We start from the raw sequence: 13,301 nt of genomic DNA, 5'->3' as shown, positions 1-13,301 counted from the left end.
GGCCGCGATTGTAATGCCTGCGCCCGCCCTCCGCCGGGGACGATCGGGCGCGGGCGGATCAGCGCTTCTTCATCAGCGAACCCAGTACGCCGCGAATGAGCTCGCGACCGACCTGCGAACCGATGCTGCGGGCGGCCGACTTGACCATGGCCTGCAGGGGGGAATCGCTGCGGCGATTACCGCCACCGCCGCCATTACCGAAGATGCCGCCGGCGGCATCCTTCAACAGATCGCCCAGGCCGCCGCCGTCGTTCTGTTGCGGGGCCGGTTGCTGCTGTGGCTGCGGCTGTGGCTGGCGGGGCGACATGCGGGCTCCCCCGGCGGGACGCGACGCCGTCGTCGGCGATGGCGCGCTGCGGCCGGCTGATGCACCCCAGGCGTTGTCGTCCACCGGCGCGGCTGGAGCAGGGGCTGTTTGGGGCGAGGCTTGCGGCGCGGCTTGCGGTTGCTGCACGGCGCGGCCCTTAAGGCGCTCATAGGCCGATTCGCGGTCGATCACCTGTTCATAGACGCCGGCCACCAGCGACGACGCGATCAGCGCCCGGCGCTCGTCATCGGTGACCGGGCCGATCTGCGAAGCCGGGGTCAGCACATAGCCGCGCTCGACCACGTTGGGCCGGCCCTTTTCATCGAGGAAGGACACCAGCGCCTCACCCACGCCCAGCTCGGTGATGGCCTTGGCGGTATTGAGCATGGGATTGGGACGGAAGGTCTCGGCTGCCGCCGTGACGGCCTTCTGGTCACGCGGGGTATAGGCGCGCAGGGCGTGCTGCACGCGGTTGCCGAGCTGGCCCAGCACGGTGTCGGGGATGTCCAGCGGGTTCTGCGTGACGAAGTAGACACCCACGCCCTTGGAACGGATCAGGCGCACCACCTGTTCGATCTTCTGCAGCAGCGGCTTGGGGGCTTCGTCGAAGAGCAGGTGGGCTTCGTCGAAGAAGAAGGCCATCTTGGGCTGATCCAGGTCGCCCACTTCGGGCAGGTGTTCGAACAGCTCCGAGAGCATCCACAGCAGGAAGGTGGAATACAGGCGCGGCGCGTTCATCAGGCGATCGGCGGCCAGGATGTTGATGATGCCGCGCCCCTGGGCATCGGTCTGCATCCAGTCCTCGATGTTGAGCATCGGTTCGCCGAAGAACTGGTCGCCGCCCTGCTCGTCGATGGCGATCAGGCCGCGCTGGATGGCGCCCACGCTGGCGGCCGAGATGTTGCCGTATTCGGTCTTGAACTGCGCCGCGTTCTCGCCCACGTGCTGCAGCATGGCGCGCAGGTCCTTGGTGTCGAGCAGCAGCAGGCCATGGTCATCGGCGATCTTGAACACCAGTTGCAGCACGCCCTGCTGGGTGTCGTTCAGGTTGAGCATGCGGGCCAGCATCAGCGGCCCCATGTCGGAGATGGTGGCACGCACCGGGTGCCCCTTTTCTCCGTAGACATCCCAGAAGGCGACGGGAGCTGCGGCCCAGGCAGGTTCAGGCAGACCCAGTTGGGCCAGGCGCGCGGCAGTCTTGGCCGAGGGGCTGCCGGCCTTGCCCAGACCGGACAGGTCGCCCTTGACGTCGGCCATGAAGACCGGCACGCCGATATCGGACAGCGCCTGCGCCAGTACTTGCAGGGTCACCGTCTTGCCGGTGCCGGTGGCGCCGGTGATGCAGCCATGGCGGTTGGCCAGTTGCGGCAACAGGCACAGTTGCCCGCCGGAATGGGTGGCGATGGGAAGGGGATTAATCATGTCAACTCGGCTTCGAAGGCAAAAATCACGGGGAGGCGGTATGGTAAAATGCCCGCCCGATTATAGTCAGAACATGGCGGCAGGAAAGCATTATCGGTCCTGTCCGAACCTGGTTCCCCTCTGCGCCGATTCGTCGCCCGCGCCTGCCGGCCTAGCCGCAGCGCGCCCGGATCACCCCGGATTGCCGCACAGGGACGGTTCTGCCCTCACCATCTCGCAGGAAGATTCAACATGGCTGGACACAGCAAATGGGCCAATATTCAGCATCGTAAAGGCCGTCAGGACGAAAAGCGCGGTCGCGTCTGGACCCGCCTGATCAAGGAAATCACCGTGGCGGCCCGCATGGGCGGCGGCGACCCGGACGTCAACCCGCGCCTGCGCCTGGCGGTGGACCGCGCCTCCGACGCCAACATGCCCAAGGACAACGTGACGCGCGCCATCCAGCGCGGCACCGGCGCCCTGGACGGCGTGAACTACGAGGAAGTGCGCTACGAGGGCTACGGCATCAACGGCGCGGCCATCATCGTCGATTGCATGACCGATAACCGCGTGCGCACCGTGGCCGAAGTGCGCCACGCCTTCTCCAAGTTCGGCGGCAACATGGGAACTGAAGGCTCGGTGGCCTTCCTGTTCAAGCACTGCGGCCAGTTGATGTACGCCCCCGGCACCGACGAGAACGCCATCATGGAAGCCGCGCTGGAAGCCGGCGCCGAAGACGTGATCACCGACGAGGAAGGCGGCATCGAGGTGCTGACCGCGCCCAATGACTTCGGTGCCGTCAAGGCCGCCATGGAAGCAGCCGGCTTCAAGGCCGAAGTCGCCGAGATCACCATGAAGCCCGCCACCGAAACCGTGTTCGCGGGCGACGACGGCCTCAGGATGCAGAAATTGCTGGATGCGCTGGAGAACCTGGACGATACCCAGGAGCTCTATACCAACGCCGTGATCGAAGAATAATTCGTCCATTTTGCCCATTCGCCACTTTTACCTCCCTATCCCATGAAAATCCTAGTTGTTGGCTCCGGTGGCCGTGAACATGCACTGGCCTGGGCCATTGCCAAGTCGCCGCGCATCCAGACGGTCTATGTCGCTCCCGGCAACGGCGGCACCGCGCTCGACGAGCGCCTGCAGAACATCGCCATCACCGATCCGGTGGCCCTGGCCGACTTCGTCGAGCAGGAACACGTGGCGCTGACCGTGGTCGGCCCGGAAGGCCCGCTGGCGGCTGGCATCGTCAACGTCTTCCGCGCCCGCGGCCTGAAGATCTTCGGCCCTACCAAGGAAGCAGCGCAACTGGAAAGCTCCAAGGACTTCGCCAAGGCCTTCATGCAGCGCCATGCCATTCCCACCGCCGAGTACCAGACCTTCTCGGAAGTGGCGGCCGCGCATGAATACATCGCCGCCAAGGGCGCCCCCATCGTCATCAAGGCCGACGGCCTGGCCGCCGGCAAGGGCGTGGTGGTCGCCATGACACTGGAAGAAGCGCATTCGGCGGTGGACATGATGCTCTCCGACAACAAGCTGGGCGACGCCGGTGCACGCGTGGTGATCGAGGAATTCCTGGCCGGCGAGGAGGCTTCCTTCATCGTCATGGTGGACGGCAAGAACATCCTGCCGCTGGCCACCAGCCAGGACCACAAGCGCCTGCAGGACCACGACCAGGGCCCCAACACCGGCGGCATGGGTGCCTACTCCCCGGCCCCCATCGTCACTCCGGCGCTGCATGCCCGCGTGATGCGCGAAATCATCGTGCCGACCGTGCAGGGCATGGCCAGGGATGGCATCCCCTTCTCCGGCTTCCTGTATGCCGGCCTGATGATCGACGCCGAAGGCAACCCCAAGACGCTGGAATTCAACTGCCGCATGGGCGACCCGGAAACCCAGCCCATCATGGCGCGCCTGAAGACCGATCTGCTGACCGTGTTCGAACACGCTGTGACCGGCACCCTGGACAAGGTCGAGCTGGAGTGGGACCGCCGCACCGCACTGGGCGTGGTCATGGCCGCCCATGGCTATCCGGACGAACCGCGCCGTGGTGACCTGATCACCGACATCCCGGCCGAAACCGTCGATTGCGTGACCTTCCACGCCGGCACCACCTTGACCGGCGACAAGCTGACCACCTCGGGCGGCCGCGTGCTGTGCGTGGTGGGCCTGGGTGACAGCGTGAAGGTGGCGCAGAAGCACGCCTACGATGCCGCCGACCTGATCCACTTCGCCGGCTCGCAGATGCGCCGTGATATCGGCTGGCGCGCCCTGAAGCGCTAAGCCAACCGCAGTACGCCCCACTGTCCCCCGCAACGCCCGGCGTGTTGCGGGGGACAGTCGCTTTATGCTTCATGCGACCTGCCTGCCCACTGCAACAAAAAACCATGCCGGCGAACTAAGCACGACACGCCACAACCGAAGAAAAGGAAGCCCCGATGCCTGAACACCTGCTCAACTTCGACACTCTCATCAACCTCTACCTGGTGCCGTTCGGCCTGAAGGTGATTGCCGCCATTGCCATCTGGATCATCGGCGGCATGTTCATCAACACCCTGTCCAAGGTGGTGCGCCGGGTGCTGACCGCGCGCCAGTTCGAAACCACCCTGATCAACTATGCCAGCTCGGCCATGCACGTGATCCTGCGCGTGCTGCTGGTGATGGGCATCCTGGAAGTGTGCGGCATTCCCACCACCTCCTTTGCCGCCATGATCGGCGCGGTCGGCGTGGCACTGGGCGTGGCCTGGTCGGGCCTGCTGTCGAACTTCGCCGCCGGCATCTTCCTGGTGGTGCTGCGCCCGTTCAAGGTGGGCGACTACATCACCGCTGCCGGCCAGACCGGCACGGTTTCCGACATCGGCCTGGTGACCACCATCATCACCACCGACAACAACCTGCGCGTGATCATCGGCAACAACAAGCTGTTCTCGGAAAACATCATCAACTACAACGTCAATGCCACGCGCCGCACCGACCTGCGTTGCCAGATTGCCTACAGCGTCGATCCGCAGGTGGCCATCGCCAAGCTGACCGAACGCATCAAGGCCATTCCCAATGTGCTGCAGACGCCGGCGCCGGGCATCGTGATCCAGGAATTCAACGCCACCGGCACCCTGATCGCCCTGCGCGTACATGCCCCGACACCCAATTTCGGCCAGGTCTATACCGATGTGCAGAATGCCATCGCCGAAGTCTGCCTGAAGGAAGGCTGGCCGGCACCTGCCACCTACCAGGTGGCCGTGCCGCTGGCGCAACCGCCGCAAACCTGAGGCTAACGCCCCACACCGCTGGTCCGTAGCGCCTGACGGACCGGCTTTTGCCGCCCCACGAAGGGGCGGGCAAGGTACAATCGCGGGTTGGAACGCATTTCCGCCCAGTAACCGTGCACCAGAGCGACCCGCCGTGACCACCCATTCCAACGCCTCCACCCACACCGCCGCCGTCAAGGCCTACCTGCAAGACCTGCAACAGCGCATCGTCGCGGCCCTGGAAGCGGCCGATGGCAAGGCCTTCCTGTCGGATTCGTGGGAACGCCCTGAGGGCGGCGGTGGCACTTCGCGCCTGCTGGAGGAAGGAAACCTGCTGGAGCGCGGCGGCGTGGGCTTCTCGCACGTGATGGGCAAGAACCTGCCTCCATCGGCGGCCGCCAACCGCCCGCAGCTGGCAGGTCGTGCCTGGGAAGCCATGGGGGTGTCGCTGGTACTGCATCCGCGCAATCCCTATATTCCGACGGTGCATATGAACGTACGTTTCTTCACCACCCATGTGGAGGGGGAGGAAGCGGTCTGGTGGTTCGGCGGTGGCATGGACCTGACGCCCTACTACGGTGTCGAGGACGACGCCCGCCATTTCCACCGCACCTGTCGCGATGCGCTGCAGCCGTATGGCGAAGATCTGTACCCGCGCTTCAAGACCTGGTGCGATGACTATTTCTACCTGAAGCACCGCAAGGAGCCCCGCGGCGTGGGCGGCATCTTCTTCGACGATTTCAACGCCCTGCCCTTCGAGCAGGCCTTTGCCATGCAGCGCAGCGTGGGGGATGCCTTCCTGGATGCCTACCTGCCCATCGTGGCGGCTCGCCGCGAGACGCCCTATGGCGAGCGCGAGCGTGACTTCCAGGCCTATCGTCGCGGACGCTACGTGGAGTTCAACCTGGTCTTCGACCGTGGCACCCTGTTCGGGCTGCAGTCGGGAGGCCGCACCGAATCCATCCTGATGTCCATGCCACCGCTGGTGAAATGGCGCTATGACTGGCATCCGGAAGCCGGCAGCCCGGAGGCCGCACTCTATTCGGACTTCCTGGTCCACAAGGAATGGCTGTAATGGCGCCGCCCGCGGCGCAGCGCTGCATTGCCGTGCTTGGCGGCAGCTTCGATCCTGTCCACAATGGGCATGTCAAGCTGGCCGAGCACTTCGTGGACCTGCTGCATCCGGACGAATTGCGCGTCATTCCCACCGGCAACCCGTGGCAGAAGCACGGTCTGCAAGCCGCGCCGGCCGACCGGATGGAGATGGTGCGCCTGGCCTTCGACCGCCAGCAGGTGCCGGTGGTCATCGATGAGCAGGAAATCCGCCGCGCCAGCGCGACCTATACCATCGACACCCTGCGCGCCCTGCGTGCCGAACTGGGGCCGGAGGTGTCCATCGTGTTCCTGATGGGCGCCGACCAGCTGCAGCACCTGGACACCTGGCAGCACTGGCAGGAACTGTTTGAGCTGGCGCACCTGTGCGCCGCCTCCCGGCCCGGCTTCGAGCTGGCCGACGCCCACGTGCCGCCGGCCGTGAGGGAAGAATTCAAGCGGCGCAACGCTGCGCCGCAAGAGATCCGCAGCACCACGCACGGATACGGCTACCTGGCCCTCGGGCTGGCGGTCGATATCTCGTCGACTGAAATCCGTGCCCAGCTGCAACGCGGCATCCGACCCGATTCGCTGATTCCGGGCAGGGTGCTAGACTATATCGAACAACAACATCTGTACCGAACTCAATAATGGACATCAAAAAACTGCAAACCCTGGTCGTGGACGCTCTGGAAGACGTCAAGGCGCAAGAAATCCGCATCTATGACACCACCCACCTGACCAGCTTGTTCGACCGCGTGGCGATCGCCTCCGGCACCTCGAACCGTCAGACCAAGGCGCTGGCCGCCTCGGTGCGCGACAAGGTCAAGGCCAAGGGCGGCCACGTCATCAGCGTCGAAGGCGAAGATACCGGCGAATGGGTGCTGGTCGACCTGGGTGACATGATCGTGCACATCATGCAGCCGGCCATCCGTACCTACTACCGTCTGGAAGAAATCTGGGGCGACAAGGAAGTGAAGCTGGGCGCAGCCAAGCGCACCGGCACCTCGGCCTCGGCCAAGCGTGCTGCTGCCGACGACGAACCAGCCCCCAAGATCCGCCGTACCCGCGCCCAGGCCGAAGCGGTCGAGGCCAGCCAGGCGCTGGACGACGACGACGCAGCGAAGAAGCCGGCCCGCAAGCCACGCGCCACGTCGACCACCACCACCACCGGTACCCGCGCTGCCGCTGGCACCACCCGCACCACACGTACCACGGGTGCCAAAACCACCGGCGCCAAGACGACGGCCGCCAAGACCACCGCGACCAAGACCACGCGTACCACCGGCACCAAGACCACCGCGGCCAAGACTACCGGCACCCGCACCGCCGCCGGCAGCAAGACCGCCGCGCCCAAGGCCGCGACCACCCGCAGCAGGACTGCTGCCCCCAAGACCCCGACCGGCAAGACCGTGCGTGTGGCGCCCGCCAAGAGCGAGACCACCAAGAAGCCGGCCGCCAAGCGCACCAGCAAGGCTTGATGCAGCTGGTGATCGCAGCCGTCGGCCACAAGATGCCGGCGTGGATCGAGACCGGCTTCCAGGAGTATGCCAAGCGCATGCCACCGGAATGCCGGATCATCCTGAAGGAAATCAAACCCGTCGAACGCTCCGGCAGCCGCACCGCCGAGACTGTCATGGCACAGGAACGCGAAAAGATCGAAGCCGCGCTGCCCAAGGGTGCGCGCGTGATCGCGCTGGACGAGCGCGGGCGCGACTGGACTTCGATGCAGTTGTCGCAGCAACTGGTCCAGTGGCAGCAGGATGGCCGTGACGTGGCCTTCGTCATCGGCGGTGCCGATGGTCTCGATCCCGGCTTCAAGGCCGGCGCGGACACGCTCATCCGCATCTCCAGCATGACCTTGCCACATGGCATGGTGCGCGTGCTGCTGGCCGAGCAACTGTACCGCGCGTGGTCGATTACGCAGAACCACCCGTACCACCGCGCCTGAACCCGTCCACCGCCGGCCTCGCCTCTCCGGTACCGGCTCTTGACATGCATGGCTCAATGAAACAAGCGGACCACAAAATCTACCTCGCCTCGAAAAGCCCGCGCCGCCGCGAGCTGCTGCGCCAGATCGGCATCGATTTCGAACTGATGCTCTCGGACAAGGAAGTCGACGAAAGCGTATTGCCCGGGGAAGCTCCGCTGGACTACGTCGCCCGCGTCACCCGCGCCAAGCTCGACAGCGCGCAGCAGACCATGATCCTGCGCCAGTTACCACACCGTCCCCTGCTCTCGGCCGACACCACCGTGGTGGTGGACGACCTGATCCTGGGCAAGCCGGCCGACCATGACGACGCGGTGCGCATAATCACCCTGCTCTCCGGTCGCACGCACCAGGTCTTGACCAGCGTGGCCGTGGGCGTGACGCTGGGCGTGGAAACCGAGGTCTGGCAGATCGTGCAGCAATCCGACGTCAGTTTTGCGCCGCTGACCAACGAGGCCATTGCCGCCTACTGCAATACCGTCGAACCCTATGACAAGGCAGGTGCTTACGGCATCCAGGGCCTGGCATCGGTGTTCATCAGCAATATCGTGGGTAGCCATTCCGGTATCATGGGGCTGCCGCTATTCGAGACGGCTCAACTACTACAACAAGCGGGCGTTCGAATCCTATGAGCGAAGACATCCTCATCAACATCACGCCGCAGGAGACGCGGGTTGCGCTGATCCTGCAAGGCGCCGTGCAGGAGTTGCACATTGAGCGCACCCTCTCGCGCGGCCTGGCCGGCAACATCTACCTGGGCAAGGTGGTGCGGGTGCTGCCGGGCATGCAATCGGCCTTCATCGACATCGGCCTGGAGCGCGCCGCCTTCCTGCACGTGGCCGACATCTGGGAAGCCCGTCCGCATGACGGCCAGAACGCGCCTGCCATTCCCATCGAGAAACTGCTGCACGACGGTCAGAGCATCACGGTGCAGGTGATCAAGGACCCGATCGGCACCAAGGGTGCACGGCTGTCCACGCAGATCTCCATTGCCGGGCGCATGCTGGTCTACCTGCCGCAGGACAAGCACATCGGCATTTCGCAACGCATCGAGAACGAAGCCGAGCGCGAGCTCTTGCGCAGCAAGGTGCAAGCCCTGCTGCCGGCCGAGGAAAAAGGCGGCTTCATCATCCGCACCATGGCCGAAGATGCCTCCGACGCCGACCTGCAGATGGACGTCGAATACCTGCGCACCACCTGGGCCACCATCATCAAGCAGGCCAAGACCAAGCCGGCGCCCACGCTGCTGCACCAGGACCTGTCGCTGGCCCAGCGCGTGCTGCGCGACTTCGTGTCCGACCAGACCGCCACCATCCAGGTCGATTCGCGCGAGAACTTCCACATGCTGCAGGAGTTCGGTGCCATCTATACCCCTTCGGTACTGCCCAAGCTGATGCACTATCGCGGCGAGCGCCCGCTGTTCGACCTGTATGGTGTGGAAGAGGAAATCGAACGCGCCCTGGGACGTCGGGTGGACCTGAAGTCGGGTGGCTACCTGATCGTCGACCAGACCGAGGCGATGACCACCATCGACGTCAACACTGGCAGCTTCGTCAATGGTCGCAACTTTGACGACACCATCTTCAAGACCAACCTGGAGGCGGCGCACGCCATCGCGCGCCAGCTGCGGCTGCGCAATCTGGGCGGCATCATCATCCTGGACTTCATCGACATGGAGAGTACGGAGCACCGCCAGGCGGTGCTGGCCGAACTGGGCAAGGCCCTGCAGCGCGACCGCACCAAGATCTCGGTGTCGGGATTCTCCACGCTGGGCCTGGTGGAAATGACGCGCAAGCGCACCCGCGAATCGCTGGCCCATATCCTGTGCGAAACCTGCCCGGCCTGCAAGGGCCGTGGCCAGGTCAAGACGCCGCGCACGGTGTGCTATGAAATCCTGCGCGAAGTCATGCGCGAGGCCAAGCAGTTCAACCCCCGCGAATTCCGCATCCTGGCCTCGCAGGTGGTGGTGGACATGTTCCTGGAAGAAGAGTCGCAGCACCTGGCCATGCTGGGCGACTTCATCGGCAAGCCGGTTTCGCTGCAGGTCCAGAGTGATTATCAGCAGGAACAGTACGACATCATTTTGATGTGATCCCTCCCCCGTATTGCCCGGCAAAGCCGGGCGCACCGCATCGCGCAGATTTGATGGGAACCGGCCCCGGCGCAAGGCGGTGCCTGCGGCGCATGGATTACAATGCGCACTTCGCGGCCCGCCTGCGCGTTCTTTCGCTTTCCATGCCCACCTATACCTCACTGGCTGTCTTCCTGCTGTCGGCAATTTCGCTGGTCATCGCAAGTGGCTTTTCCCTGGGTGCGGGGATGCTGGTGCTGGGTGCGTCGGTACTGTTGCGCCCCACCTCGCGGCGCCCGCGCTTGGCGGCACCGGATTATCTGTTCATCGCCGCCCTGGGCTTCTATTTCCTGTTGCATGTGATCCTGAACCTGGTGCATCACGCGCCGGGGCGGGAATACGATGCTCCCCTGCGCTTCCTGCTGGCGATCCCGGCGTTGCTGTTGCTGTGCGCTTTCCCGCCCAGGCCGCTGGCGCTTTGGTCAGGTGCGGCAATAGGCGCCATCGGTGCCGGGCTGTTGAGTCTCTGGCAATGGGCGGCCCTGGATCTGGACCGGCCCGGTGGCAGTACCAATCCGATTCAGTACGGCAACATCAGCGTGCTGCTGGCGGTACTCTCGGCCTATGGCCTGGCGCGTGCGCTGGCGCTGGGCCACGGACTGCGCTGGAAACTCTTGCATGCCACCGGCGTGCTGATGGCCCTGGTCGCCACGCTGCTCAGCGGCAGCCGGGGCAGCTGGCTGGCCCTGCCCTTCTGCGTGGTACTGGCGGCCTACTTGCTGATACGCGCCGGCCAGGCCCGGCGCCTGCTCAAGCCAGCCGCGCTTGCTCTGATCGTACTGGCGGCACTGGCGCTGCTACCGCATTCGCCGCTGACCGACCGCTACCGGCAGGCCGTGAGCGAGGCCGGCGATTACCTGCGACACGCCGAGGCCCAGTCCTCGGTGGGCGCGCGCCTGGAGATGCTGCGCGTGGGCCTATACCTGGCGCCACAGCACCTGCTGCTGGGATCTGGCAAGGGAGGCATGATGCAGAGCAAGCAGCGCATGGTCGAAGAAGGCCTGGCGTCGGCCTCGGTGGCAGAGCATACCCACCTCCACAATGAATACCTGGATGCCCTGGTCAAGCATGGCATTCCCGGCTTGCTGGCCGTGTTGGTGCTGTACCTGCTGCCATTGCGCCTGTTTGCCGAGCGGGCGGCCCGTGGCATGACCATCGATGCCCGCATGGCCGCCGGCGCCGGCATGATGCTCATGCTGAGTTACCTGGCCTTCGGGCTGACCCAGGCTTTCCTGACACACAATAATGGCGTGATGATGTTCGCCTTCCTGGCCGTCATCTTGTGGTCCTTGGCACGGCAACAGCCTGCTGGCCCGGCGAACACGGCATAATCTCACTTTTTCGTTACTGCACGACCTGCAAGCAAGGATTCTCCCGATGCTGTCCTATAACATGAAACGCCTGGCTGCCCTGCACTTGCCCTACAAGAGGCGGCTGGCCGTGGCGTTCATCGCCATGATCGTCACCGCCGCCACCGAGCCGGTGGTGCCCTATATCTTCCAGGTGCTGCTGGACAAGGGCTTCGTGGGCAAGCCGACCTTCTCGCTCTGGCTGGTGCCGGCGGCGGTGATCGGCATCTTCTTCATCCGCGGCATCGCCACCTTTACCAGTTCTTACATGATGACCTGGGTGTCCACCCGCATCCTCAACGAACTGCGCCGCCAGATGTTCGCCCGCATGCTGGACCTGCCGGTGCAGTTCTATGCCACCAACACGGTAGGCAAAGTGATCAATTCGATGATGTTTGAAGTGCAGCAGATCATCGACATGGTCACCAAGGTCTTCACCTCCATCCTGCGTTCGGCACTGACCGTGCTCGGCCTGCTGGCCTGGCTGCTGTACCTGAACTGGGTGCTGACCATCGTCACCCTGGTCCTGCTGCCGCTGGTAACCATCGTGGTGCGCACCACCGGCAAGCGTCTCAAGAAACTCAACCGCGATTCGCTCAACGTCAACGCCGAGATGACCCAGGTCATCGAGGAAACCACCCGCGCCCAGCAGGTCATCAAGATATTTGGTGGCCAGGACTACGAGAAGGAGCGCTTCCATCGTCGCGCCGAGAACCTGCGCAGCTATACCATGCGCATGACGGCTGCCTTTGCCTCCACCGTTCCTATCACCCAGCTCATGACCGCCACCGCGGTGGCCATCGTCATCGTGATGGCCCTGATCCAGTCCGGCAACGGCCAGATCACCGTGGGCGGTTTCGTCTCCTTCATCACCGCCATGCTGATGCTGCTGGCACCGTTGAAGCAACTGGCCGAAATCAACGGCCCGCTGCAACGCGGCATGGCCGCGGCCGAAGAAGTCTATAACCTGATCGACAAGACCACCGAACGCACGACCGGCCAGCCATTGACCGCGCGCGCCACCGGCAAGCTGGACTTTGTCGATGTCAGCTTCGCCTACCCCGGCCACGAGCAACTGGCGCTGAAGAACCTCAACCTGCAGGTCGACGCTGGCGAGACCATCGCCTTCGTGGGCATGTCCGGCGGTGGCAAATCAACCCTGGTCAGCCTCATCCCCGGGTTCTATTCCAGCACCTCGGGCGAAATCCTGCTCGATGGCCGTCCCATCGAGACCATCTCCCTGCCCAGCCTGCGCCAGCAGATCGCGATGGTGAACCAGAACACGGTGCTCTTCGATGACACCCTGGCCGCCAATATCGCGTACGGCGATGCAAGACCAGATGCAGCGCGCGTGGCCGCAGCCGTCGAGGCGGCACACCTCAACGACGTCGTTGCAGGGCTGCCGGAAGGCCTGCAGACGCGCATCGGCGATAACGGCTCGCGCCTGTCCGGCGGACAGCGTCAGCGTGTGGCCATCGCTCGCGCCATCTACAAGGATGCCCCCATCCTGATCCTGGACGAAGCCACTTCCGCGCTGGATACCGAATCCGAACGCGCCGTGCAGGCTGCGCTGGATCGGCTGATGCAGGGCCGCACCACCTTCGTCATCGCCCACCGCCTCTCGACCATCGAACGCGCTGACCGCATCGTGGTGCTGTCGCACGGACAGATCGTCGAAGTCGGCAATCACCAGGCCTTGCTGCAGAAGGAGGGGGTCTACGCCAACCTGTACCGTCTGCAGTTCTCCCAGCAACAGGAAGCCTCCGTCTGAGCATGC

12 protein-coding genes are annotated in these 13,301 nt (G+C 64.5%); 11 read left to right on the top strand and 1 reads right to left on the bottom strand.

Translation table 11 applies throughout. The features are described 5' to 3' along the window. Positions 1-58 precede the first annotated feature (58 nt). Positions 59-1,729, bottom strand: a complete 1,671-nt coding sequence (locus tag I5R65_RS16660; RefSeq protein WP_180668966.1) for a helicase HerA-like C-terminal domain-containing protein — start codon at positions 1,727-1,729, stop codon at positions 59-61. Between the two features lie 231 nt (positions 1,730-1,960). Here I5R65_RS16660 and I5R65_RS16655 point away from each other — a divergent pair, with 231 nt between their 5' ends. From I5R65_RS16655 to msbA, 11 genes are all read left to right on the top strand, one after another. Further along, the gene (locus I5R65_RS16655) at positions 1,961-2,686 is read left to right on the top strand and encodes a YebC/PmpR family DNA-binding transcriptional regulator (protein WP_180668965.1); all 726 of its coding nucleotides are present in this window, start codon (positions 1,961-1,963) and stop codon (positions 2,684-2,686) included. A 42-nt stretch (positions 2,687-2,728) separates the two neighbouring features. After that, entirely contained in the window at positions 2,729-3,997 is a 1,269-nt protein-coding gene (gene purD, locus I5R65_RS16650) for a phosphoribosylamine--glycine ligase (protein ID WP_180668964.1), read from the top strand. A 155-nt stretch (positions 3,998-4,152) separates the two neighbouring features. Then, positions 4,153-4,983: a mechanosensitive ion channel family protein gene (locus I5R65_RS16645; RefSeq protein WP_102664426.1), complete on the top strand. Its 831-nt coding sequence runs from the start codon at positions 4,153-4,155 to the stop codon at positions 4,981-4,983. A gap of 133 nt (positions 4,984-5,116) precedes the next feature. Beyond that, on the top strand, positions 5,117-6,037 hold the full coding sequence (gene hemF / locus I5R65_RS16640; protein ID WP_180668963.1) for an oxygen-dependent coproporphyrinogen oxidase: 921 nt from the start codon (positions 5,117-5,119) through the stop codon (positions 6,035-6,037). Beyond that, positions 6,037-6,705 (top strand): nicotinate-nucleotide adenylyltransferase, encoded by a 669-nt coding sequence (locus I5R65_RS16635; protein WP_180668962.1) that lies wholly within the window; start codon positions 6,037-6,039, stop codon positions 6,703-6,705. The genes hemF and I5R65_RS16635 overlap by 1 nt, the downstream gene beginning before the upstream one ends. Next, complete coding sequence (rsfS, locus tag I5R65_RS16630) at positions 6,705-7,535, top strand: ribosome silencing factor (RefSeq protein ID WP_180668961.1); 831 nt, start codon at positions 6,705-6,707, stop codon at positions 7,533-7,535. The genes I5R65_RS16635 and rsfS overlap by 1 nt, the downstream gene beginning before the upstream one ends. Beyond that, a complete protein-coding gene (gene rlmH / locus I5R65_RS16625; RefSeq protein WP_180668960.1) occupies positions 7,535-8,005 on the top strand; it encodes a 23S rRNA (pseudouridine(1915)-N(3))-methyltransferase RlmH in 471 nt (156 codons plus the stop codon). Before rsfS ends, rlmH begins: the two co-directional genes overlap by 1 nt. Before the next feature lie 56 nt (positions 8,006-8,061). Next, entirely contained in the window at positions 8,062-8,676 is a 615-nt protein-coding gene (locus I5R65_RS16620; RefSeq protein ID WP_180668959.1) for a nucleoside triphosphate pyrophosphatase, read from the top strand. Next, positions 8,673-10,136 (top strand): ribonuclease G, encoded by a 1,464-nt coding sequence (rng, locus tag I5R65_RS16615; RefSeq protein WP_180668958.1) that lies wholly within the window; start codon positions 8,673-8,675, stop codon positions 10,134-10,136. The genes I5R65_RS16620 and rng overlap by 4 nt, the downstream gene beginning before the upstream one ends. Before the next feature lie 92 nt (positions 10,137-10,228). Continuing rightward, entirely contained in the window at positions 10,229-11,506 is a 1,278-nt protein-coding gene (locus tag I5R65_RS16610; RefSeq protein ID WP_231395205.1) for an O-antigen ligase, read from the top strand. A gap of 46 nt (positions 11,507-11,552) precedes the next feature. Next, positions 11,553-13,295, top strand: coding sequence for a lipid A export permease/ATP-binding protein MsbA (gene msbA, locus I5R65_RS16605; RefSeq protein ID WP_180668957.1), 1,743 nt, complete (start codon positions 11,553-11,555; stop codon positions 13,293-13,295). Positions 13,296-13,301 lie beyond the last annotated feature (6 nt).

This window comes from Herbaspirillum sp. AP02 (assembly GCF_015767275.1).
GTDB lineage: Bacteria > Pseudomonadota > Gammaproteobacteria > Burkholderiales > Burkholderiaceae_D > Herbaspirillum.
The sequence above is the reverse complement of the archived record's forward strand: the minus strand, read 5'-3'. Positions and strand labels throughout refer to the sequence as shown.

Excerpts from the sequence above, each read along its gene's own strand:
- purD (WP_180668964.1), top strand. The coding sequence starts at position 2,729 with ATGAAAATCCTAGTTGTTGGCTCCGGTGGCCGTGAACATGCACTGGCC.
- rng (WP_180668958.1), top strand. The coding sequence starts at position 8,673 with ATGAGCGAAGACATCCTCATCAACATCACGCCGCAGGAGACGCGGGTT.
- I5R65_RS16635 (WP_180668962.1), top strand. The coding sequence starts at position 6,037 with ATGGCGCCGCCCGCGGCGCAGCGCTGCATTGCCGTGCTTGGCGGCAGC.
- I5R65_RS16645 (WP_102664426.1), top strand. The coding sequence starts at position 4,153 with ATGCCTGAACACCTGCTCAACTTCGACACTCTCATCAACCTCTACCTG.
- I5R65_RS16610 (WP_231395205.1), top strand. The coding sequence starts at position 10,229 with ATGGATTACAATGCGCACTTCGCGGCCCGCCTGCGCGTTCTTTCGCTT.
- rsfS (WP_180668961.1), top strand. The coding sequence starts at position 6,705 with ATGGACATCAAAAAACTGCAAACCCTGGTCGTGGACGCTCTGGAAGAC.
- I5R65_RS16620 (WP_180668959.1), top strand. The coding sequence starts at position 8,062 with ATGAAACAAGCGGACCACAAAATCTACCTCGCCTCGAAAAGCCCGCGC.
- I5R65_RS16655 (WP_180668965.1), top strand. The coding sequence starts at position 1,961 with ATGGCTGGACACAGCAAATGGGCCAATATTCAGCATCGTAAAGGCCGT.
- msbA (WP_180668957.1), top strand. The coding sequence starts at position 11,553 with ATGCTGTCCTATAACATGAAACGCCTGGCTGCCCTGCACTTGCCCTAC.
- I5R65_RS16660 (WP_180668966.1), bottom strand. The coding sequence starts at position 1,729 with ATGATTAATCCCCTTCCCATCGCCACCCATTCCGGCGGGCAACTGTGC.
- rlmH (WP_180668960.1), top strand. The coding sequence starts at position 7,535 with ATGCAGCTGGTGATCGCAGCCGTCGGCCACAAGATGCCGGCGTGGATC.